Origin of the sequence: Sphingomonas eleionomae, assembly GCF_049889035.1 — a bacterium.
Lineage (GTDB): Bacteria > Pseudomonadota > Alphaproteobacteria > Sphingomonadales > Sphingomonadaceae > Sphingomonas.
On record NZ_JBLTWP010000001.1, the window covers coordinates 1 to 21,359 of the forward strand.

General features: G+C 63.7%; 19 protein-coding genes and 1 pseudogene. 16 read left to right on the forward strand and 4 right to left on the reverse strand.

Annotation, left to right across the window (positions count from 1 at the left end; genetic code table 11):
• Positions 1-83: 83 nt before the first annotated feature.
• Complete coding sequence (locus tag ACNI3Q_RS00005; protein ID WP_426273056.1) at positions 84-818, reverse strand: Crp/Fnr family transcriptional regulator; 735 nt, start codon at positions 816-818, stop codon at positions 84-86.
• A gap of 180 nt (positions 819-998) precedes the next feature.
• Between ACNI3Q_RS00005 and ACNI3Q_RS00010 the strand changes: the two genes are divergently transcribed.
• The 10 genes from ACNI3Q_RS00010 to ACNI3Q_RS00055 all read left to right on the forward strand — a co-directional run bounded on the left by ACNI3Q_RS00010 (position 999) and on the right by ACNI3Q_RS00055 (position 12,136).
• The gene (locus ACNI3Q_RS00010) at positions 999-2,174 is read left to right on the forward strand and encodes a glycosyltransferase family 4 protein (protein ID WP_426273058.1); all 1,176 of its coding nucleotides are present in this window, start codon (positions 999-1,001) and stop codon (positions 2,172-2,174) included.
• The gene (locus ACNI3Q_RS00015) at positions 2,171-3,082 is read left to right on the forward strand and encodes a glycosyltransferase family 2 protein (RefSeq protein WP_426273061.1); all 912 of its coding nucleotides are present in this window, start codon (positions 2,171-2,173) and stop codon (positions 3,080-3,082) included. The genes ACNI3Q_RS00010 and ACNI3Q_RS00015 overlap by 4 nt, the downstream gene beginning before the upstream one ends.
• The gene (locus ACNI3Q_RS00020) at positions 3,079-4,116 is read left to right on the forward strand and encodes a glycosyltransferase (protein ID WP_426273063.1); all 1,038 of its coding nucleotides are present in this window, start codon (positions 3,079-3,081) and stop codon (positions 4,114-4,116) included. The genes ACNI3Q_RS00015 and ACNI3Q_RS00020 overlap by 4 nt, the downstream gene beginning before the upstream one ends.
• Complete coding sequence (locus tag ACNI3Q_RS00025; RefSeq protein WP_426273064.1) at positions 4,080-5,249, forward strand: acyl-CoA dehydrogenase; 1,170 nt, start codon at positions 4,080-4,082, stop codon at positions 5,247-5,249. The genes ACNI3Q_RS00020 and ACNI3Q_RS00025 overlap by 37 nt, the downstream gene beginning before the upstream one ends.
• On the forward strand, positions 5,249-5,929 hold the full coding sequence (locus ACNI3Q_RS00030; RefSeq protein WP_426273066.1) for a PIG-L deacetylase family protein: 681 nt from the start codon (positions 5,249-5,251) through the stop codon (positions 5,927-5,929). The genes ACNI3Q_RS00025 and ACNI3Q_RS00030 overlap by 1 nt, the downstream gene beginning before the upstream one ends.
• Positions 5,926-6,504, forward strand: coding sequence for an SAM-dependent methyltransferase (locus tag ACNI3Q_RS00035; protein WP_426273068.1), 579 nt, complete (start codon positions 5,926-5,928; stop codon positions 6,502-6,504). The genes ACNI3Q_RS00030 and ACNI3Q_RS00035 overlap by 4 nt, the downstream gene beginning before the upstream one ends.
• The gene (locus ACNI3Q_RS00040; protein WP_426273070.1) at positions 6,501-7,352 is read left to right on the forward strand and encodes a glycosyltransferase family 2 protein; all 852 of its coding nucleotides are present in this window, start codon (positions 6,501-6,503) and stop codon (positions 7,350-7,352) included. The genes ACNI3Q_RS00035 and ACNI3Q_RS00040 overlap by 4 nt, the downstream gene beginning before the upstream one ends.
• A gap of 311 nt (positions 7,353-7,663) precedes the next feature.
• Positions 7,664-7,852: a hypothetical protein gene (locus tag ACNI3Q_RS00045; protein ID WP_426273072.1), complete on the forward strand. Its 189-nt coding sequence runs from the start codon at positions 7,664-7,666 to the stop codon at positions 7,850-7,852.
• A gap of 117 nt (positions 7,853-7,969) precedes the next feature.
• On the forward strand, positions 7,970-8,953 hold the full coding sequence (locus tag ACNI3Q_RS00050; protein ID WP_426273074.1) for a hypothetical protein: 984 nt from the start codon (positions 7,970-7,972) through the stop codon (positions 8,951-8,953).
• A 234-nt stretch (positions 8,954-9,187) separates the two neighbouring features.
• The gene (locus tag ACNI3Q_RS00055) at positions 9,188-12,136 is read left to right on the forward strand and encodes a TonB-dependent receptor plug domain-containing protein (protein ID WP_426273076.1); all 2,949 of its coding nucleotides are present in this window, start codon (positions 9,188-9,190) and stop codon (positions 12,134-12,136) included.
• Positions 12,137-12,306: 170 nt separating this feature from the next.
• Here the strand turns inward: ACNI3Q_RS00055 and ACNI3Q_RS00060 are convergent, their stop codons facing one another.
• Positions 12,307-14,460, reverse strand: coding sequence for a catalase (locus ACNI3Q_RS00060; protein WP_426273078.1), 2,154 nt, complete (start codon positions 14,458-14,460; stop codon positions 12,307-12,309).
• A 221-nt stretch (positions 14,461-14,681) separates the two neighbouring features.
• On the opposite strand from ACNI3Q_RS00060, the gene ACNI3Q_RS00065 reads away from it, so the two are divergent.
• Positions 14,682-16,034 (forward strand): FAD/NAD(P)-binding protein, encoded by a 1,353-nt coding sequence (locus ACNI3Q_RS00065; protein ID WP_426273080.1) that lies wholly within the window; start codon positions 14,682-14,684, stop codon positions 16,032-16,034.
• A gap of 39 nt (positions 16,035-16,073) precedes the next feature.
• Here ACNI3Q_RS00065 and ACNI3Q_RS00070 read toward each other — a convergent pair whose 3' ends face one another.
• A complete protein-coding gene (locus ACNI3Q_RS00070; protein ID WP_426273083.1) occupies positions 16,074-16,433 on the reverse strand; it encodes a redoxin domain-containing protein in 360 nt (119 codons plus the stop codon).
• 83 nt (positions 16,434-16,516) lie between these two features.
• On the opposite strand from ACNI3Q_RS00070, the pseudogene ACNI3Q_RS00075 reads away from it, so the two are divergent.
• The 5 genes and pseudogenes from ACNI3Q_RS00075 to ACNI3Q_RS00095 all read left to right on the forward strand — a co-directional run.
• Positions 16,517-16,636, forward strand: a pseudogene (locus tag ACNI3Q_RS00075) (transposase); the annotation flags it as partial.
• A 38-nt stretch (positions 16,637-16,674) separates the two neighbouring features.
• Complete coding sequence (locus tag ACNI3Q_RS00080; RefSeq protein WP_426273085.1) at positions 16,675-16,887, forward strand: integrase core domain-containing protein; 213 nt, start codon at positions 16,675-16,677, stop codon at positions 16,885-16,887.
• 238 nt (positions 16,888-17,125) lie between these two features.
• Positions 17,126-17,923, forward strand: a complete 798-nt coding sequence (locus ACNI3Q_RS00085; protein ID WP_426273087.1) for a DUF6683 family protein — start codon at positions 17,126-17,128, stop codon at positions 17,921-17,923.
• A 418-nt stretch (positions 17,924-18,341) separates the two neighbouring features.
• Positions 18,342-18,692: an antitoxin Xre/MbcA/ParS toxin-binding domain-containing protein gene (locus tag ACNI3Q_RS00090; RefSeq protein ID WP_426273089.1), complete on the forward strand. Its 351-nt coding sequence runs from the start codon at positions 18,342-18,344 to the stop codon at positions 18,690-18,692.
• Positions 18,693-18,696: 4 nt separating this feature from the next.
• The gene (locus tag ACNI3Q_RS00095) at positions 18,697-19,191 is read left to right on the forward strand and encodes an RES family NAD+ phosphorylase (RefSeq protein WP_426273090.1); all 495 of its coding nucleotides are present in this window, start codon (positions 18,697-18,699) and stop codon (positions 19,189-19,191) included.
• An 852-nt stretch (positions 19,192-20,043) separates the two neighbouring features.
• Here ACNI3Q_RS00095 and ACNI3Q_RS00100 read toward each other — a convergent pair.
• Positions 20,044-21,096, reverse strand: coding sequence for a LacI family DNA-binding transcriptional regulator (locus ACNI3Q_RS00100; protein WP_426273092.1), 1,053 nt, complete (start codon positions 21,094-21,096; stop codon positions 20,044-20,046).
• Positions 21,097-21,359 lie beyond the last annotated feature (263 nt).

Here is a 21,359-nt window from a genome sequence, read left to right on the forward strand (position 1 = left end):
CTAAGCCATATCCGAGCCTTTGGTAACGGATCGTCCATGCTCATGGTGCCATGTCGACGTGGCGGTATCCCCTTATACCCCGATCAATCGGGCCAGCGGGCCGTCGGCATCGTCTTGAGATACAGATAGTGCGGATCGAAATGGCCCCGCCGTGCAAGCGCCGCTGGGTTGATCAGCGTGACGCTGCCCGATCTGAACTGGCATAGCCCGCCCTCTCGCAACTGGCGCAGCACGCGGTTGACGTGCACTGCGGTCAATCCGCAGATTTCGGCGATGTCCGCCTGGGTCAGCGGCAGTTCGAATGTGTTGCCGTCGCTCAACCCGGCGCTTTCCAGCCGGGCGTTCATCTCGCAGAACAGATGGGCGACCCGGCCAAGGGCGTCGAGCCGGCCAACCCGGAACAGCCATGCCCGATGCAGCGCAGCATCGAGCAGCGTGGAAAACCATAATTTGCGCGACAGGGATTCGTGCCCGTCCAGCACCCGTTTCAGCGCATCATGCGGGATGATCGCGACCTCGCACTGGGTCAGCGTGCCGACGCTGTGGTCCAGTTCCCGCATCGGATAGGCATGAAGGTCGACAAACTCGCCGGAGACATGAACCGCAACCAGTTGCCGCAGCCCGGCCGGATCGTCGATGTAACGGGACATGAACCCGCGGACCAGCATGGTGCTGGTCGTCACGCGCTCCCCGGCCTTGATCAGGGTCGTGCGGGCATCGACGATGCGCCGCGTGCTGACCGCCCCGTCAAGCAGACGCATTTCTTCGGCCGTCAGCTCGAACTCGCGTCGATTGGTCAGAAATCGCTCGAATACCATGCATCGCTCCGGTCAGTGCATCGAACCGGATAACGACCGACGGGCGACGATGGGCCATAATCGGATTGATAATAATCAAGTTCCGGTTCGGTAGCGCAACTTTCGCGTCTGCGCGGGATTGAATCACTCCGGTCGTCCCTGCGCCGTGCAGCGCCCGACCCTTCTGCAGAAAGGACGCGGATGTTCGTCCCCTACCACCTATCCGGGGCCAGCTTGCCGTCCGCTGCGCCGATGAAGATCGCCGTCATCGCCCATCTGAAATATCCGATCGCCGAACCGTTCGCCGGCGGGCTGGAAATGCATACCAATCTGCTGGTGCGCCAGCTTCGGGCAAATGGTCATGCGGTGACCCTGTTCGCGGCCGACGGCTCCGATCATCGGCTGAATGTCGAGCCCATCTGCCGCCGCACCGCGATTGACGGCGTCGGCACGGCAGAGGCCAATGACATCGCCTTTTTCCGGGAACATCACGCCTATCTTCAGCTGATGACGATGTTGCGCGGACGCGATTTCGACGTCGTCCACAACAATGCGCTCCACTATCTGCCGGTCGCGATGGCGGACACGCTGCCGATGCCGATGGTCAGCGTCCTGCACACGCCTCCTTTTTGCTGGCTGGAAAGCGGAATCCGATCGTCGCGCACCGAAAACCTCAGTTTTGTTGGCGTATCCAACGCTGTTGCACAGATGTGGGGCGATGTCGTCGCGGTCGACCGCGTCATCCACAATGGCATCGATTTGAACAGTTTCCGCTTTGCCCCTGACGCAGACCCGGACCCCTATCTGATCTGGTACGGCCGGATCGTTCCCGAAAAGGGGGCCCATCTGGCGATCCAGGCGGCACGCGCCACACCGTATCCGCTTCGCATCTGTGGCCCGATCTCGGATCTGGCCTATTTCGATGCAGAGGTTGCCCCGCTGCTTGGGGATCGTGCGGTGTATGAAGGGCATTTGAGCCATGATCGGCTGGCGGGGTTGATCGGCGGGGCGCGCGCGGCGTTGGTGACGCCGCGATGGGACGAGCCCTATGGCCTTGTCGTTGCCGAGGCACTGGCCTGCGGTGTACCCATCGCTGCATTCGACCGGGGTGCGATTTCGGAAATTATCACGGGCCAGACGGGGGTGCTGGCACCGCCGGACGACCCGGATGCCCTTGCCGGGGCGGCGATGCAGGCGGTGACGCTGGATCGCGCGGCCTGCCGGATGCGCGCCGAACGCTTTTGCGACGCCGCCGTGATGACGGCGGCTTACGAGGCGCTGTATCGCGACCGGATCCACGCGGCGGCGCAATCCGCGCAACTGGCGAACCATGCCCCCGCGCATCAGCGGGAACCGGCCAGTAGGGCATGGGCATGATCCGCCCGGTCTGTGTCTGCGTCCCCGCCCGGAACGAGGCGCAGCGGCTGCCGACCCTGATCGAGGCGCTGGCCGATCAGACGGGGCAGGAGCCGTTTTTCGTCAGCATCGCGCTCAACAATTGCGATGACGGATCGGCGGCGCTGCTGGAGTGGCTGGCCCGCCGCCATGCCGACCGGTTGACGATCCGGGCAATCGATGTCCGCATCGACGACCCGAAGCCGAATGCTGGCGCCGCGCGGGCGCTGGCCATGGATGCCGGTGCAATGCTGTTGAACGATCATCCCAATGCGATCCTGATTTCCACCGATGCCGATTCCAGGCCGCCGCCCGGCTGGGTTGCCGCCAATTGCGCGGCTATCCATGGCGGGCTTGATCTGGTCGGCGGCCGGTTGGTGATTGACGATCGCGAACCCATGCTGCCGCTTCTGATTGAGCGTCGGCGGCACTGGGATGCCTATTGGGCCGATGTGCGCGCGATCGAGGATGCAATCGATCCCGTCGCCTGGGATATGCCGCCGCGTCATGGCGATCACAGCGGTGCCAGCCTGGCGATGACGATCGACTGGTATCGACGTTGCGGCGGCGTGCCGCAGGTCCGCACGGGCGAAGATCGCGCACTGGTTGCACGCGCGCTCAGCCTTGGCGCGCGCCTTGGCCATCCGCCGACGGTATGGACACGGGTGTCGCCGCGATCCGTGGGCCGTGCAGAGGCGGGGATGGCAGCGGCGATGCAGATGCTTGGCACCGAAGCGGGCCTTGCCGCACCGGCGCTCGACCATTGGCGCGATCGCGTACGGTGGCGGCGCGCACAGCGCGACAATGGCCAGGCGTCGGCCATTCCCGCACTGGAAGCCGCTCTGCCGCCTATGCCGCAGGACCTGCTTTTGGCACCGGTTGCGGCATGACGCGACCCATCGGTTATTATGTCCATCATCACGGGGCCGGACATTCCAGTCGTGCCCGGGCAATCGCGGCGGCAATGCAGCGTCCGGTGACGCTGATCGGGACGGGGCTGGCGTCCATTGGTGGGTTCGACACGATCGACCTGCCCGACGACCGCTTGCCTGGTGGTTCAGCCTTTGACGGACAGGATGCTGCCGACACCCGGCCCGACGCGCTGCATTACGCGCCCACCGATCATTGCGGCATCCGCGGGCGCGTTGCCGCAATCGCCGAATGGATCCGCGATGCCCGCCCCGCGATGATCGTGGTTGATGTTTCGGTCGAAGTCGCGATGCTTGCCCGGCTCTGTTCGGTCCCGACACTCTATGTCCGGTTGAACGGCGATCGCAGCGATCCAGCGCATCTGGACGCGTTTCGCGGAGCCGCCGCGCTGCTGGCTCCATTTGATCGCCGTCTTGATCATCCGGGCGTGCCGGACTGGGTGGTGGCCAAGACGCATTATTTTTCCGGGCTGGGTCAGGACGCTCCTGTCACCCCGCCGGATCGAAAGGGGCTGTTGTTCGTCCTGGGTCGCGGGGGTGGTGTCGTGGACGGCAGCCGTTTTGTCGCCATCGCCCGCGCCAACCCCGATCTGGAGATTAGTGTCGCAGGGGACCTGACCGATCGGCCGGCCTGTCCCCCAAACCTGAGGCTGCTTGGCTGGACCGATCAGGTGGCGGACGTGATCGCCAGCGCGCGCTGTATCGTCGGCGCGGCGGGCGACGGACTGGTCGGACAGGTGTTCGCCGCCGCATCGCCGTTCATCTGCATTCCCGAACCACGGCCCTATGGCGAACAGGACGCCAAGGCATCGGCGCTCCGCAGCCTGGATGCCGCGCTGGTCCTGAACGCCTGGCCGCCGCCGGAGCGGTGGAGCGCCCTTGTCGAGGAGGCGGTGGTGCAAGCTGCCCGCCGCCCCGCCGATCTCCACGATCCCAGGGGGGCGGCCAAGGCAGCGGCATGGATCGAAACCCTGGCCGATCGCTGCGCGGCATGACCTTGCCCATGCCCCACCAGTTAAAGCCATGCGATCCGTTGGCCGGGCTGATCGCCCGCACCGATGCGATGCTGCCTGCGCTGGCCGATCTGGGCATGCGATATGATGCCGCGCCGGCCTATCCGGCCGACAGCATGGCGATGCTTCACCGGTCGGGTCTGCTGACCGCCTTTGCTCCTGCTGAATCGGGTGGACACCCATGGGCGGGAGAGGGGCCGCGTCACCGCGCGATGTTCGAGATCCTGCGCCGGATCGGCCGGGCCGACCTCAGCATCGGCCGCCTGTATGAAGGGCATGTCAACGCCGTGCTGCTGTACGACTGGTTCGGCGATGCAGAGCAGCGCACATGGCTGGGGCAACGATTGTCGGAAGGCTGTGTGTTCGGCGTCTGGGCAAGCGAGCAAAGCCCCGGTGTCCGCCTGATCGGCGATCCGCAGGCGCCGACACTTGCCGGTTCAAAGCATTTCGCCAGCGGCGCAGGGGGCAATACCTATGCCATCGTCACCGCGCAGTGTGCGGAGGCATCCCGCCGTCTGGTCACGGTGCGCGCCGATGACGCCGCCCGCACGGACAACAGCCGGTGGCGCGTCCGGGGGATGCGCGCGACGATGAGCGGCAGCTATGCCCTTGACGATATCGTGCCCGGGGCTGGGGCGATACTTGGACAACCGGGCGATTATGACCTGGAACCGCGATTTACCGCTGGTGCCTGGCGGTTCTGCGCCGTTCAGCTGGGCGGCATCGAGGCGCTGGTCCAGACACTGAAGGCCGAGCTTTCCGAAGCCGCAATCGACAGTGCAGTCGCGCGCGCGACATTCGCCAATGCCGTCGTTGCCGCGCGCACCGCGTATCTGTGGGTCCGCGAAGCGATGCTGCGTGCTGCCCAGGAAGATGACGACGCCGTCCCCTTTGCCCTGATGACGCGCGGCGTGGTTGAGCGGGCGGCGCTCGACGGGATGGAGATTGCCAGCCGCCTGCTGGGCACGCGCAGCGCCATGGACGGCAACCGCGCCGACAAGATCATCCGCGACTTGAGCCTGTACCTCCGGCAGGCCGGGCCGGATTATGCGCGGGATCGTGCCGCAGCCGCCTGGCTCGATCACGACGCATGGGGCGAGGATCCGTGGTGGTGATGCGCGCAGCACGCCTGCTGACGCCGCCCGCCGGACGGTGCAGGCGGTTGCTCGTCCTTGCGCCGCATCCCGATGACGAGACGCTGGGGGCAGGCGCGCTGATCCGTCAGGCGGTGACCGAGCGATGGTATGGCGGGACCGTCTATCTGACCGATGGCGGGGCGTCGCATCCCGCGGCTGACCCGGCGGCGCGTGCGCGGCTGGTCCGGGCGCGGCAGCGCGAGGCGCGGGTTGCGCTGCGCCGGCTTGGCGATCCGGCGGCGCGATTGCCGGCAACGCTCAACTGGCCGGATGCAGCGCCCCTCGCTCCTGATTCAAAGGGGTACCGGTGCGCGGTCCGCCGCCTTTCCGCCTATTGCCGGCGGCTGGGGATCGGCATGATCGCAGTCACATCGCCGCGTGACCCACATTGCGACCATGTCGCCGCCGCCGCTTTGGCCCATGCCGTTGGCACGGCAACGCGATCGGCGATCCGTATCGTCGAATATGGCGTCTGGTCCGATGGCGGCGGCGTCGCTGGTCGCCTCTGGCGCACCCGGCCGCTTGCCCCCGGTATCCGCCGATCCGCGCTTGCGGCGCATCGCAGCCAGCGTTCCGCCGCCTATGGCCCCGGCTTTCGCGTGCCGTTGCAGGCGGGCTGGTCGCCATCCCGCGACATTCTGTACGAGCGCGGCCGATGACCCGCCACAGCCTTGGTCCCGATTATTTCGAAGGCATCTTTCAAGGCGACCCCGATCCCTGGGGCCTCGATTCCAGCGATTATGAACGCGCGAAGTTCGACGCGACGATCTCCGCGCTGAACGGGCGACGGTATCGGTCGGCGCTTGAGATCGGGTGTGCCAACGGCGCGTTGACCGAACGGCTGGCGCCGTGGTGCGACCGTCTGCTGGCGATCGATATCAGCGGCGCCGCAGTGGCGAACGCACGTCGCCGACTGGCGCTCGTCCCGACGGTCAGCATTGGCCGGATGCAGTTTCCGGAGGATCAGCCGGACGCGCGCTTTGACCTGATCCTGTTGTCGGAGGTCGCCTATTACTGGAGCGATGCGGACCTTGAGGCCGCAGGCGGCTTCATCGCTCGCGCGCTGGATCGGGGCGGGGATATCCTGCTGGTCCATTACACCGGCCAGACCGATTATCCGCAGACCGCCGATAACGCCGTTCAAAAGCTATGGTCCGCAATCGCGCGCGAATTGACGGTCGGCGTTCACCATCGCGCCGATCGATACCGGATCGACCTGTGGCGCGCCGGATGAGCACCGTCAGCGTCCTGACCTTGGTCAAGAACCGGGCGGCGCATCTGAAGCGGCTGGTCGAGGGGCTGGCGCGCAGCACGTGCCTGCCGGCCGAACTGATCGTCGTGGACATGGCCAGCGATCCGCCAGTCGTGATCCCGCCGCAGTCCTTTCCGGTCACGACCGTGCTGCTGGATCGGCCGGGCCTGCCGCTTGCCGAGGCGCGAAACCTTGCCGCCAGCACGGCAAGGTCGCCGATCCTCCTGTTTCTTGACGTGGATTGCATCCCGGCTGCCGGACTTGTCGCAGCGATTGCAGCGGCGCAGGGGACCAACGATGCTCTGTTGAGTGCAGAGGTCCGCTATCTTCCGCCCGGTGCGGTCGCCGATGACTGGTCGGAACGTCAGTTGCTCGCCCACGCCATTCGACATCCTGCACGGCTCTTTCCCGGTGCGGGCCAATCCGTTGCCGCGGACCATGCGCTGTTCTGGTCACTTGCCTTCGGGGTTTCTGCCAAACGCTTTGCCGCGGTTGGCGGTTTTGATCCCGCCTTTACCGGCTATGGCGCCGAAGACACCGATTTCGCCTTTCGCCTGCGCGATGCAGGTGTCCCGCATCAGTTGATCGGAGGGGCAGGGGCGTTTCATCAGCATCACGCGGCCCATGATCCCCCGCTGCAGCATTTCACCGATATCGTCGCCAATGCCCGCAGGTTCCACGATCGCTGGCAGCGATGGCCCATGGAAGGGTGGCTCGACGCCTTTCAGGCGCTGGGTCTGATCACCCGCAATGGGGACGCGATCAGGGTGTTGCGCCATCCCACCGCCGAAGAAGTGAGCGCCAGCAAGGTGGACCGGGCATTTGCCTGACCGGACAACATCATCATCGCCGGATATCGGTCGCATCAATCAACCGGAATAATGGATACACCGATTTAATGCGAGGAATGGTGTGCGGATCGCAGAAATATGATGAACAGAATACTGATGGTCAAAATCTTATCTAAAAGATTAGCGCTTGCTTACATGGGGATGGGTGCGATCAATCGACGGCTAGTACGGCAAGGCGGTATGTATCCGCGATCAACGGATCATGGGTATTGATTTGCATCAATTGTTTGCCAGTTGATCCAGGTCTAAATTTGTTTCGAAGACGCAATCGGGCGCCCGGAGACGATCATATGCGGTCCGATGACAAGAACTATTTCCTCAAACGGGCGAAGGAGGAGCGCGAACGCGCTGCTGCCTGCGAGGATAATTGCGTTGCCCTGGCGCATCGGAAAATGGCCGACGCCTATGAAAAGCGGCTGTCGGGCGCCCCTGTGGCCAAGCCTGCCGGCACGGCCGCGCAGCTTGTCAAACCGGCCTGAACCGCGCCCCGATGATCCGCAGCGGACCCGTTCCGGGACGTGCTGATCGCTGAAGATTGCAATCGGGATCCACGCCGTTGCCCTTGACCGGAGCGTCCCACTTTGGGACAAATGGTCATGGGCGTAATGATCTCGGCTGCCTTTGCGATCAGCGTTGCAGCGCCGCTTGGTTCTGCCGCCGCCGTCGACGCCAATCCCGCCTCACATGGCACGGACAGCGATGGCCGCACCCTCGAAGCTGCGCCGCCACCCGCCTATCTGATCGTGGACATTCCGGCGTTCAATCGGGAGCTGCCGCAGCGCCCATTGGCTGATCGTTCGATCGATGCATTTCATCTCGAGGATACCCTGCCTGCGCCGCGTCCCGCGGTGGCTGGGCTGGACGATGCGGCTGCCATCGCGCCCGCTGATAAGGGCGTGGCGGTCAACGATCACGACATGTTCAACGCGGCGGTAGTGCAGGCGCATGACGAGCGGATTGCGCTGATCGAACGCCGGATTGACCAGCTGAGCGACGAGCAGACTGCGCCGTCCGATGCGACGCTGGCTGATCTGGCAAAACGGCTGCAGCGGGCCAGGGACGCGCGCACGGTCGCGGTCAGCCGGGCCGGATCACCGGTCATGGCGGAACCGGTGCTCGCCTCCCCTACAACAGACGAGCATGACGACCCACGACGCGGCAACACGCTGCCAGCGTCGCGGCACGTCGCGGCTGTCGCCGTTGAGCCGCTGGTCCCGGATGCGGTTCGCAGGAAAAAGCAATTCGCCAAAGGCATCGCCCCGCAAGGGCCGGGGCCCTCGGTACGGAGCGATGCCGAGCCATCGACCGCGACGCCGATCCCTGTTCTGGCGAGTTTTATTCCATCCGAACAGCCAGCCGGTCGCGATTATCCGGCCGCCAAATTGCGCCGTGCCCGCGAAAAGCTGACCGAAGCGCGCCAGATGCTGGACGATCGCGCGTCGGTCCAGGCTGGGGATGCCTATCCGCTGGACATAAGCTGGTCTTCGCCGGCCGGACAGCTTGCATTGGCCCTCAGTGCGCTCCTGTTGGTATGCGCGGTTGCCCAGACCAGACGGAACGCGCTGCCCGTCGCTGCCTGATGCGAATATGCGCGGTTCGCCGCCGCGCGCTGACCAAATGCTTGATCGATTGTCGCGGGTTCCGGCGCTGGCCCGGCCCGACATGGCGGCTGTTGCGATCGGATCGGCGGACGATTGCGCGAAACGATCATGACGGATGCGTTTCTATCAATTGACATTGGTGTGACGGGGCCGCCTCCTCACCCCGGGAGGGAAAAATGGCTCCGGCATTCCGCCGGACAAAGGGGGCATTGCATGGTCAATAGAAATCGGTCGAAGACATTCGCACTATGTTCGCTGGCGGCACTCGCCGCCGCATTGGCCGCAGCACCCGCCGCTGCCGAGCATCGGGACCCCAAACCCGCTGATCCTGCGGCCGTTTCCGACGGGCAGGCCGCCGTCGACGCGGACGCGCAGGAACAGGCCGTTAGCAAGGCCGAACAGGAAAAAGCGGCCGCTGAGGAAATCGTCGTGACGGGATCGCGCATCGTGCGCAACGGCAATGACGCCCCCGTGCCAACGACGGTGGTGACATCGGAGGAAATTGCGCAGCGCAATCCCATCAATATCGCCGATTACGTCAATCAGTTGCCGGCGATCGGACAGGGTCAGTCGCCGCGTGCCACCACCCTGTTCGTCAACGCCAATGGCGGTGCCAATCAGATCAACGCACGCGGCCTTGGCATCAATCGCACCCTCGTGCTGCTCGACGGCCGCCGCGTCGTCGGTTCCGGCCTGCAGCCGGCGGTCGATATCAATCTGTTGCCCCAGAATCTGGTCAAGCGGGTGGATGTGGTCACCGGCGGCGCATCGGCCGCCTATGGTTCCGATGCAGTGGCGGGTGTCGTCAATTTCATCCTCGACACCCAGTTCACCGGCTTGAAAGGCCAGATCAACTATGGCCAGACCGATCGCAACGATGGCCGCGTGATCAGCGGCGATCTGGCCTATGGAACATCGTTCAACCAGGGGCGGGGCAGCCTTTTGCTGAGCGGCAATTATGCCAAGAGCGATAGCATCCAGATGTCCGATTCCCCGCGGGACTGGTTTCAGCCGGGCCTGGGCATCCTGCAAAACCCGAACTGGACGGCCACCAATGGTGAACCGGGCCGGATCGTGCGCACGGATATCGGTTTTACCAGCACCCCCGGCGGCGTGATTGTCGGCGGCCCGCTGGCCGGCATCAACTTCCAGCCCGGCGGCGGCATCGGCCAGTTCGTTTTTGGCCCGCCGTCGCTGACCCAGGGTTCGATCCAGGGCGGCGGCACCGTTCAGGGGCAGAATATCCGGGGCGCGCTGTTGCCCGACCTTGAATATTGGAGCGTCTATGGCCGGTTGAGCTACGAGATCACCGACAATGTTTCCGCGATTGTTGAGGCCACCTATGCCGGCAATGACACGGTCAACTGGTCGGCGATCTACAACCGCCAGGGGACGGGTGCGACGGGCGCGCTGCTGATCCAGCGCGACAATCCGTTCATTCCGGTGACCGTGCGTCAGGCGATGGATACTGCCGGGATCACCAGTTTCCGCATGAACCGGCTGTTCTACGACATGGTCAACCGGCCGGATGAGGAAATCGGCCTCGCCGGATACAGCCGTCGCCAGAGCCGCATCCTGCTGGCCCTGGAGGGCAGTTTTGCCGACAGCGGCAAATGGCGTGCCTATTATCAGCGCGGCCGCAGCCAGGTGACCTATACCCGCGACAACAATGTCATCATCGACCGGTTCAACCAGGCGGTCGATGTGACGGGCAATCCGGCGGTGGGCGGGATTGCGGGGATCGCCGTCGGCGCGCCTGTCTGCCGTTCGACGCTGGCCAATCCGACCAATGGCTGCATCCCGATGAACGTGTTCGGCGAAGGATCGCTGGGGGCCGCGTCGATCGCGTGGGTCACTGGGGAAAGCGACGGGCTGCGCACGCGACAGGATCTGGACATTGCGCTCGACGTCTATGCGATCGATGCTCAGTACAGCCCGTTTTCCACCTGGGCCGGTCCGGTGTCGTTTGCGGCCGGGTTCGAATATCGCGAGGAAAGCTTTGTCGCGGTGTCCGACCCCACATCGATCGCGCGTCGATGGAATGTCGGCAATTTCCAGCCGGGCGGCGCAGGGTACAATGTGTCGGAATTTTTCGGCGAGGCGCTGGTCCCACTGCTGAAGGATTCGGCGGTCGGCGATTTCGAGCTGAACGGCGCGGTCCGGCGCACCGATTATTCGACCAGCGGCACCGTTACGACGTGGAAGGTCGGGGGCACGTACAGCCTTGGCGACCTGCGGTTGCGGGCCACCCGTTCGCGCGACATTCGCGCGCCCAACCTGAACGATCTGTTCGCCCCGCAAAGCCAGTTCGTTAATCAGTTCCTGGACCGCAGCCTGCCCAACAGCCCGCAGGTGCAGTTCATCACGCTGCAGGGTGGCAACCCGCTGCTGACCCCGGAAATCGCCGATACCTGGACGGCCGGCGGCGTCTATCAACCCGGCTGGGCGCAGGGCCTCAGCGTGACGGTCGACTGGTACAAGATCGGGATCAAGGACGCGATCTTTGGCGTTGGCGGGCAGTTGCTGCTGGATCTGTGCTATGGCTTCAACCGTCCGGCCAGCCCGTCGGCGTGCCAGTCCATCATCCCGGTGTCCGGCAGCACCGGCCTTACCGGTGCAACGCTGCTGACCGGCGGGATCAATGCCCAGAATGTCGAGGTGGAGGGGATTGATTACGAACTGGGCTATCGCACCAGCCTCAGCGCGATTTCGGACAGCCTGCCGGGCACATTCAGCCTGCGGCTGCTCGCCTCTCAGCGGTTGAAGGACCAGACCCGGCTGCCGGGGGACACCACACCGCCTGATCTTGGCACGCCGGGCAGCCTGAAATGGCGCGGTCTTGGCTCGGCGACCTATGCCGTCGGCCCCAGCCGGACCACGGTGATCGCGCGCTACCTGGGCCCCGGCGTCGTCAGCAATCTGGGGGCAACTCAGCGCAATGGGCTGTCAGAGGCGGACAATCGCATCCCGGCCATATGGTATTGGGAATTGTCGCAAAGTGTCGATGTGAAGGTCGCGGGTCAGACGACCACGCTGTTTGCCGTGGTCGAAAATCTGTTCGACCGTGATCCGCCGCCCGTGCCGGGGGTGGGGTTCGGCAGCTCGCCGGTCTATGACCTCCTTGGGCGCAGCTATCGCCTGGGTCTGCGCTTCAAGCTGTAAGGGCGGGCTGGCCGGACCGCGCTGTTGGTCCGGCCAGCGTGCCTTTTGCTCCTGTTCTGCCGGACACCGGAACCCCTGTGCCGGTCGCCCATCCAAGGAACGACGGCCCGTGCATCGCAGCGGATGCACGGGCCTCGTTCAACACCGGAAGCGGCGCCGGTTTCCTTTGATCAAGCCAAAGTGCGCACCGATGGTTCGCGGGCATAGAACCGCTTGGCTGCCGCCTTAACGAAGTCCGAACCCAGGCCGGTGACGCCGTCGTCCGGGGCAACGCCGGCCTTGTCCAGCAGCGGCTTGGCCGCATCACTGGCGCCGATCGCCTTCAGATGGCCATAGGCGTTCATCACATATTCGGTCGCCGCGCTTTCGGTCATCAGCGCCGCACAGCCTTCTTCGGACAGGATCACCGCAACCGCGTCGAACAACTGGCTGGGTGTTCCGGCCAGCTGACCGTCTGCCTTTGCCTGCGATCCGTCGGACAGCCTGGCCCCCTGAATCTTTGGCGCGACGAGGACGGGCTTGCCCTTCGCCTTCTTGATCGCCTCGACCAGCGCGCCGAGTGCGTCGGCATCGGTTCCGTCCGCGATCAGGATGCCGACCGCGCGCCCTTCCAGCGTGTCCTTCATGTTCTTCTGAATGGAAAGCGCGTCCGATGGCGGCATGTCGAACGGCGGTCTGGCTGGCTCTGCCTTGTCCGGCAGTGCGATGCCAAGACCATCGGCGACCCGCTGCGCCAGCGTCTCGTCGACATTGCGCAGATTGGCGACCATGCGGCCGGGCACTTCGTCCAGCAGCCCGACCTTGGACAGTTCGAACACGAACGACGATGCGATGTGCGCCTGTTCGTTTTCGGTCTGCGACCGATAGAACAGCCTTGCCTGACTGTAGTGATCGGCAAAGCTGTCCGACCGCACGCGCTGCTTTTCGCCGCTTTCGTCCGGGCCGGTCGCCGCGTCGACGGTCACGAAGCCGCGATCCATGCTCTCGCGCGGGCCGCCATCCTCGCCATGGGCGGCGAGGCTGTTCGGTTCGTAATTGGCGCGGCCCTTGGGCACGGCGGTCTGCATCTTGCCGTCCCGCTGGAAATTGCCGAACGGACAGCGAGGCGCGTTGACCGGGATCTGATGAAAATTCGTCGTGCCGAGCCGGGAATTTTGCGTGTCGAGATAGGAGAACAGCCGCCCTTGCAGCAGCGGGTCGTTCGAAAAATCGATGCCGGGCGGGATGTTCGACGGCAGGAACGCCACCTGTTCCGTCTCCGCAAAGAAATTGTCGACGTTTCGATTGAGCGTCAGCGTGCCGATGATCCGGACGGGCACATCCTCTTCCGGGATCAGCTTGGTTGAATCCAGCACATCATAGGGCTGTGCATCGGCAAACGCCTGATCGAATACCTGGATGCCCAGATCCCATTGCGGGAAATCGCCGGCGTCGATCGCTTCAAACAGGTCGCGGCGCTGATAATCATTGTCCGCGGCCTGCAGCTTCAGCGCCTCGTCCCACACGGTCGATTGCAGGCCCAGCCGCGGCTTCCAGTGAAACTTGACGAAACTTGCCTTGCCCTCGGCATTGACCAATTTGAAGGTATGGACGCCGAACCCTTCCATCATGCGGAACGATCGCGGCAGCGTCCGATCGGACATCGCCCATAACAGCATGTGCGTGGTTTCCGGCATCAGCGATGCCCAGTCCCAGAAGGTGTCATGCGCACTGCCCGCCTGCGGGTAACCGCGATCCGCCTCCATTTTTACGGCGTGGGCCAGGTCGGGAAACTTGAGTGCGTCCTGGATGAAGAACACCGGGATGTTGTTGCCTACCAGATCCCAGTTCCCCTCGCGGGTATAAAATTTCACCGCAAATCCGCGCACGTCGCGCGGCGTGTCGACAGAGCCGGCACCACCCGCGACGGTCGAGAAGCGGACAAACACTTCGGTCTGTTCGCCCTTGGTGAAGACTGCGGCTCTGGACAGGTCGGAGATATCGGCCGTCGCCTCGAACACCCCATGGGCGCCCGATCCGCGGGCATGGACGATCCGTTCGGGAATCCGTTCGTGATCGAAGTGGAAGATTTTTTCGCGCAGTACGAAATCTTCCAGCAGGGTGGGGCCGCGCGAGCCGCTTTTGAGCGAATTCTGATTGTCGGATACCGGAACGCCGTGATTGGTGGTCAATACGGGCGTGTCCAGTGCCTCTGCGCTCTGATGGGTTTCGCCGCCGGATTGCGGGTTGCCGGATTTCGATTTGCTGGCCACGTGCCCTCTCCCTGTATCTGTTCGTTCGCAGGAGCCCAGGGCGCGAGAATGGCCGTACCCGGAATGGCGCATCGGCCACGGGTATCCTGTTTCCCGGCAATGGTTCGCGGACGTGGGCCAGCCTGTCCGGCCCGTAGTACTTGAACGACGCAGATGCGATTTGGTTACCGGCCGATGCGCCCTTATTCCCGTAATTCTTCAACTTTTCCGGCGTGCTGCACGGATGGCCCTAATCCCTGGCGCGGCGGACAGGCATCCTTGCGCACATGCCCATGCGGTGACATCGAATGGACATGACCAACCGGGTTGCAATCATTGGGGGCGGGTTTTCCGGCACCCTGGCTGCCATCAACCTCGCCCGGCACGATGGGCCGCGGGCGCTGTTGATCGAACGGGCCGACAGCATCGGGCAGGGGCTAGCCTATGGCGCGGCGGCGCCCGGTCACGTGCTGAACGTGCGTGCGTCGAACATGAGCGCGCTGCCGGACGAGCCGGATCATTTCATCCGCTGGCTGGCGGATCAGGGGATTGCCGATCCTGCCGCACAGTTCGCGCCCCGTCGCCTGTACGGACGATACCTGGCCGACCTGCTGCACGGGACCGCAGCCAGTGCCGGCGACCGTATCGAGCGCCGCATGGGCGAGGTTGTGGCGGTGGAGCGCGAACGGGATGGCGCGCTGGTGCGGCTGGCGGACGGCAGCGTGGAACGGGTGTGCAAGGTGATCCTGGCGGTCGGCAACCTACCGCCGCATGATCCGCCGGGGTTCGATGCCCGCGTCCTGCCCGCCGATCTGTATGCCGCCAATCCCTGGGCCGACGGGGTGGCAGACGGCCTGTCGGACAGCGACGATGTGCTGTTGCTGGGCACCGGGCTGACCATGATCGACATGGCGCTGCTACTCGATGCGAGCGGCTTTCGCGGGCGGATCGTTGCCCTGTCGCGGCGCGGGCTGTTGCCGCACGCTCATGCGCCCGCCACGCCGTTCGATCGCATCCGTGACAAGCCGGTGCCGCTTGGATCCCCGCTGGTCCGGGCAGTGCGGACCCGTTCGGCGGCGATCGGCTGGCGCAACGCCGTGGACGAGTTGCGACCCTTTACCCAGGCGATCTGGGCCGGGGCGGATATTGCCACGCGCCGCCGCTTCATCCGCCATCTGCGGCCATGGTGGGATGTGCATCGCCACCGCCTGGCCCCGCAGGTGGCGGAACGGATCGCCGCGATGCAGGCCGAAGGGCGATTGATCGTCAGGTCCGGCTATAGCCGCAGCGCCCGGGCGGAGGCGGGGCGGCTGGTCGTGTGCTGGCGACCGCGCGGCGATGCGCAGGTGCATGAGGCGCGTTTCAGGCGGGCGGTCAATTGCACGGGCCCCGCGGGCGACCTTTCCCGCTGCACCGAACCGCTGCTGCGCCAGTTGTTGCAGGCCGGATGGATCCGGCCCGATCCGCTGCACCTGGGCGTCGATGTCGATCAGGGGGCGCGGACGCTGGACGCTCAGGGTCGGGCCAATGACTGGCTGCTCGCCATCGGCCCGATGACGCGCGGCGCGCATTGGGAAATTGTCGCCGTGCCCGATATCCGGGTTCAGGCATGGACCATCGCCCGCCGCCTCGCCAATGGGCATTGGGTGGGCGGGGAGGGGCTGTGACAACCGCAGCCGGACGGCTCGGAGGTCTGCCTGCTCCGGCTAGAGCACCTGACGCAGATAGGGCTTTTTGGTCAGCCATCCCTCCGGGAACAGCGCCTTGGCCGCATCATTGCCGATGGACGGCAGGATGATCACGTCATTCCCCTGTCGCCAGTCGGCCGGGGTGGCCACCTTGTGCCGATCCGTCAGTTGCAGGCTGTCGACCGGATCGACCGACAGGCCGATCACCTTGACCCCGCCTTCAGCGAATTCCGGTTTCAGCCGCGCGACGGAACCCAGTTCGGTCGTGCAGACCGGCGTGAAATTCTTGGGACGCGAAAACAGGACCATCCAGCTATCGCCCGCCCAGCCATAACAATCGATCAATCCAAACGTCGAATCCTGCTGAAAATTGGGCACGGTATCAAAGACTTTGAGGGTGGACGTGCTTCCCTGAAACGTGACCGCTTTTTGGTAGCGTCTGACCCCGGGAGCCGGACGATATGAAGCGAAGGAGGTTCACCGAAGAGCAGATCATTGCGATCTAAAAGGAACAGGAAGCCAGGATGGCGACGGCGGAACTCTGCCGCTGTCACGGGATCAGCTGGGCGACGTTCTATCAGTCTGGACAATGCCGTGCTGAAGGATCCGGGATCAAAAAATGGTAACGCTCGGCGCCAAGCAGGACGCCGTCGCCCATGCCCGGTCCGTGCTGGCCGCTTGGCGCCGCGACTACAAAACGGTCAGGCCGCACTCGAAACTGGGCGGGAAGACCCCCGCAGAGATCGCCAGCCGATGTGTCTGGGGGCATGCCCCCCGACATGTTGGCATCCCACCAAACAACCATCATCAAGGAGCGAGACCCTACCTCTGACTGGTAACAATCAGGGGAGCACGTCACGCGCCTCAACCCAGCCTGTGTCGTCGCCAGAGACGGGGTAATCGGTATGCCTGATCAGTCTAGGCGAGCCTCTTGAAGGGCAGCTTGAAGGGCTCGGCTGTTGCATCGATTAGCGCAACAATGAGATGTTGGTCAGGTGCCGTGCGTCAAGTGACGGTAACGATGAAACAGCAAGGGCGTGAAACGAGCTCGCATCAGAAAGGTGATCACGATGGCCAGCAGATTCCTGTCGATGAATAGAGCGATCACGCAATTCTGCGCGGCCCTTTGTTCGGCATTGTTTGTCGTCTTTGGCGGTTCGGCTTCAGTCGCGCAGTCGATGCCTTGGATCAGTCCGCAGGTTCTCTCGACGACAACGGGAACGGACGTCATGAGCACTGTGTTGCAAGACAAGGCAGCATCGGCAGACAAGTCCGACGAAGAAGCAGCTTCACGCTCCACCAATGGGCTGACAGCCAAGGGCAGGCGCAACGTTGCACAAGCTGCGGCCGTCGATTTCCGTTATCGCTACAACCCGGCCCGCACCGCGCAGAATATGCGCAGCTTTCTGGCGCGCGCACCGAGCAGAGCCGCCCGCGCCGAACTTGAGCAGATGCTCGCTGCGCAGCCGACACTGATGGGTGATATCGCCGCAGGCGTGCGTGCTTATGGCTTCGATCCGCACAATGTCGCCGATGCTTATGCGGTGTGGTGGGTCAATGTCTGGGGCGCCTCGGAAAAGCGCAATGTCGAACCCGATGCCGAGACTGTCTCGGCAGTCAAGAAGCAGGTCTATGCCGCGTTCGCAGCAATGCCGGGGTTCGCTGCAACCAGCGATGCCGAGCGGCAAGAATATGCCGAGGCGCTTTTGCTGCAAGCCACCATGCTGGGTTCGGCCTTTGAGCAATGGAAGAATGATCCCAAGATGCTCGACCAGCTTGCCGCGGCCGCCCGCGAAGGGGCAAAGGCTAGTGGCATTGACCTGTCGCTGATGACCCTCACGCAAAACGGCTTTGTGCCGCGCAGCTGAACGCGGTCGAATGACGGAAGTGTCGGGTATGGAGCGGATCTGCCGTGCCAGCCACGACGGATATCGCATCGGCGCCCAGATCGTGCAGCATCTCAGGGGAGCAATCTGGCGCCGTTGCAGGGCGACGGGGCGGCCGGGCATGGCCTGATCGATCTTGCTGCCATCGAGCAGGCGGGGCGCTGTGGGTTGTGGCTCGAGCACGCCTGCCCGCTCGCGCAGGTCACGTCGGAAGCATGGCTTGAGCATTCGTAAGGCCGGATGAAGGCGGCCCAGTCCATGCTGGTGACGGGAGAGGGCACGGTCGCTGCGATCGAACTGCAAGTTGTCGTTCTGGGAGCACCATCCATGCCAGCCATGCGGTCCGTTGAATGCCGCACATAATGACGCTATATTGCGTCATAATTCATGGAGCTTTGCAGTGGCGATCCAGAACTATGCTGACAACGGCGCGTTTGCTCCGCGCAAGATTGTCGATGCCCTTCGCACCACCAGCGACGAACTCGCACGCTCGCTGGGCCTCGGCAAGGATGCGATCCAGCGCAAGGACCGCATTGCGTCGACACGCACCCAGCGCCGCCTTCGCCAGATGATCGAGGTGCTCAACAAGGTCGAACCGCGCTTCGGGTCAGCGTTGCTGGCCTATGCCTGGTACCGCTCAGAACCGCTGCCGGGCTTTTCGGGACAGACCGCCATGGAGCTCGTGCAGAACAACCGGGTCGATGACGTGCTGACCTATATCGACGCTGTCGACGCCGGCATTCACGCCTAAGCTGATGCACTTCACCGGGCTGCTCTACCGCGCCCACAATCCGGTCTGGTCCCGCGAACCGCTGTCGGGCGAGGGCGCAGCCCGGTTTGGCGGACGCTTCAATCGCATCGGGCGCCCCGCGCTTTACACGTCACTTGCGCCAGAGACTGCGCTGCGCGAGGCCAATCAGGTCGGCACGCTGCAGCCGACCACCCTGGTGGCCTATCGGGCGGACATCGGGCCCTTGCTAGATGGCCGCGACACAGCCGCGCTCCAACCGTTCGACATGGCACCAGCCGCGCTTGCCGATCCATCCTGGCGAGACCGGATGCTCTCCGGAAAGCCTGTTCCGACGCAGGATTTGGCCGAGGCCGCGATTGCGCAAGGCTATGTCGGCATTGTCGTGCCAAGCTATGCCCGCGGCGCACCCGCAGATGCGCTCAATCTCGTCCTGTGGGACTGGGAAGGAGGCATCACGCTCGTTGATGACGACGACCGGCTTGGTCTTCGCAATCCCTGAGGTCTGCCAACGAGTTCGGCAGGCCCGAGCTTGCCCGGCGTGCTGCCATCGGTCGAGGCGATCGGAGATAGCTGCGTCTGCCACCTGATGTCGCTATCACGCATGCCGGCCAGCCGGATTTGGGTACAGACAGGCTGAGGTTCATACTGTCTCATCGAGATCGTGAGGCCATGATCGGGCTGCATTGCTGATCGATCGAATGCCACGCGGCCTAGAAGCTCAATCCGGTCCTCACGAAAAGGGATGTTCCGTTGAAGCCGAAGGGAGCGATCGCGTTATAGGGTTGCGTCCCGGCATTGTCCGCGCCGTTCGTCCCTGCCGCAACGCTTGCGACCGTCGATGCGATGTTCTCGTCAGGATAGACGTCGAACAGGTTTTGAGCGCCGGCACTTACCCGAAGGTTCCGGGTGACCTGCCAGCTGACTTCAACATCCGTTTGGGCGTCAACTCTGCTAACTGCACTACACGCATTCTTGCTTGCTCGAAGCAGTCAGGAACCCCGGCCGGTACGGGGGAACAGTCCTGAGCGGGAATCAAGTGCGGGACAGCCCAGATCGCTGGTCATGGTGCTGGTATCCAGCAAGACGCTGTTCGACGGGTTCGCAATCAAGCGCCTGTGGTAACGTTCAGCCGCACGACGCCGAAGGTCCCCTGTTCTCCACAATCCGCATCACGCATGAAGACCTTCACATTGTTGGTTTGCTAGGCGATTCGATCTGACGGCTAATCATGGCTTGGATGCCCGCGTCGGGCTATTGCGGCGCACCCGGTGTAAGGTGGATGAAGCTCACCGGACAGGCGGGGCAGGCCTTGCCCGAGGAGCGCGGCTTCGAGGTCCTCGATGGCGGCCTCTCAAATCTGATAGGAAGGCCGTGCGTTGCAGTCCGTTGCGATCTCGATCGCAAGCGGCTTTGACCGGGCATTTGGCATTTCATCCCGTACGGCAATGGCAAGCCGCATTGCTTCACGGCCCAATGCCAATGCAGGCTGAACCAGACAAACACATGGTTGCGGCATCAACCGCAATTGTTCGTGCAGGCCAAAAAACAAGATGAGGATACGCCCCAAAGTTTCTGGAGCATGCAGCCGCATCGCATCGATGACACCAAGCGCAATAGGATAGGATGCGCAAAGAATCGCATCCGGCTTGTTGCTGCCGGACCACAAGGACAGGAACCCGTCATAGCCGGATCGCTCGTCAAACCGTCGTTCGACGATCCATCCGTCCGCAATCTCCAGCTGGTGTTGCGCCATCCCTTCACAATATCCGCGCAATCGCTCAGTACCGATATTCGTGGCGAGCGGACCGCCGATCAGTGCAATCCGCCGGTAGCCGCGCGCAACTGCCGCGTCGATCGCAGTACGAGCCCCGCCCGCATCGTTCATGGTCACCGTCGGCCATCCTGGTTCCAGGGTAGTGGGCAGGCGGTCGAAAAAGATCAGCGGCGTTCCGCGCGTGCGTGCATCCTGATAAAATTGCTGTTGCTCGGGCGGATTATGTTCGGTCGTGGAAACCAGTAACGCGTCAGCTCGCATCGACAGAAACGTCTCGATATGGCGCCTCTCCACAACCGGGTCCTCATTCGACACGCCGAGGAGCAACTCAATCCGCTGTTCTGAGGCAGCCTCTTCGACGCCCGCAACCAGTTCGGCGAAAAAGGCGTGCCGGATTTTCGGGACCACAAGACCGACGAGGTTTGACCGGCTCGATCGCAAGGATCGCGCCAGTCTGTTGGGCAAATAGCCCATCTCCATTGCCGTTCTTTTGATCAAAGCGCTGGTTGCAGGCGCCATGTCAGGATGATCGCGCAGACCTTTCGATACGCTGACCTTGGTCAGGTTCAGCCGGTTCGCAATATCGATCAGCCGTGGTGACTTGGCGGATTTGCGAGCTTCTTCGGTCATCTGAGAAAACTTCGCGCAAAAGCCATGCGCGGTCAATTGCTGATCGCACGGGCAGGTGACTGTCCAATAGGCTCAAGCCATTGATCTCGTGCCGCTTTTGCGAATCTGTAGGCAGCCGTGCGGATCAGAGCGCGCGCGCATGTTCAACCCATCTGAATGCCCGATCACCCGCGACGATCGCAGGTTTGCAGCCACTACCGTGTCGTGCCTCGCTCTATATCGACGAGCACGATCGTTCCCGGTGAGTTGCCCAAGAACGCCGA

Excerpts from the sequence above, each read along its gene's own strand:
- ACNI3Q_RS00005 (WP_426273056.1), bottom strand. The coding sequence starts at position 818 with ATGGTATTCGAGCGATTTCTGACCAATCGACGCGAGTTCGAGCTGACG.
- ACNI3Q_RS00010 (WP_426273058.1), top strand. The coding sequence starts at position 999 with ATGTTCGTCCCCTACCACCTATCCGGGGCCAGCTTGCCGTCCGCTGCG.
- ACNI3Q_RS00015 (WP_426273061.1), top strand. The coding sequence starts at position 2,171 with ATGATCCGCCCGGTCTGTGTCTGCGTCCCCGCCCGGAACGAGGCGCAG.
- ACNI3Q_RS00020 (WP_426273063.1), top strand. The coding sequence starts at position 3,079 with ATGACGCGACCCATCGGTTATTATGTCCATCATCACGGGGCCGGACAT.
- ACNI3Q_RS00025 (WP_426273064.1), top strand. The coding sequence starts at position 4,080 with ATGGATCGAAACCCTGGCCGATCGCTGCGCGGCATGACCTTGCCCATG.
- ACNI3Q_RS00030 (WP_426273066.1), top strand. The coding sequence starts at position 5,249 with ATGCGCGCAGCACGCCTGCTGACGCCGCCCGCCGGACGGTGCAGGCGG.
- ACNI3Q_RS00035 (WP_426273068.1), top strand. The coding sequence starts at position 5,926 with ATGACCCGCCACAGCCTTGGTCCCGATTATTTCGAAGGCATCTTTCAA.
- ACNI3Q_RS00040 (WP_426273070.1), top strand. The coding sequence starts at position 6,501 with ATGAGCACCGTCAGCGTCCTGACCTTGGTCAAGAACCGGGCGGCGCAT.
- ACNI3Q_RS00045 (WP_426273072.1), top strand. The coding sequence starts at position 7,664 with ATGCGGTCCGATGACAAGAACTATTTCCTCAAACGGGCGAAGGAGGAG.
- ACNI3Q_RS00050 (WP_426273074.1), top strand. The coding sequence starts at position 7,970 with ATGGGCGTAATGATCTCGGCTGCCTTTGCGATCAGCGTTGCAGCGCCG.
- ACNI3Q_RS00055 (WP_426273076.1), top strand. The coding sequence starts at position 9,188 with ATGGTCAATAGAAATCGGTCGAAGACATTCGCACTATGTTCGCTGGCG.
- ACNI3Q_RS00060 (WP_426273078.1), bottom strand. The coding sequence starts at position 14,460 with ATGCGCCATTCCGGGTACGGCCATTCTCGCGCCCTGGGCTCCTGCGAA.
- ACNI3Q_RS00065 (WP_426273080.1), top strand. The coding sequence starts at position 14,682 with ATGACCAACCGGGTTGCAATCATTGGGGGCGGGTTTTCCGGCACCCTG.
- ACNI3Q_RS00080 (WP_426273085.1), top strand. The coding sequence starts at position 16,675 with ATGGTAACGCTCGGCGCCAAGCAGGACGCCGTCGCCCATGCCCGGTCC.
- ACNI3Q_RS00085 (WP_426273087.1), top strand. The coding sequence starts at position 17,126 with ATGGCCAGCAGATTCCTGTCGATGAATAGAGCGATCACGCAATTCTGC.
- ACNI3Q_RS00095 (WP_426273090.1), top strand. The coding sequence starts at position 18,697 with ATGCACTTCACCGGGCTGCTCTACCGCGCCCACAATCCGGTCTGGTCC.
- ACNI3Q_RS00100 (WP_426273092.1), bottom strand. The coding sequence starts at position 21,096 with ATGACCGAAGAAGCTCGCAAATCCGCCAAGTCACCACGGCTGATCGAT.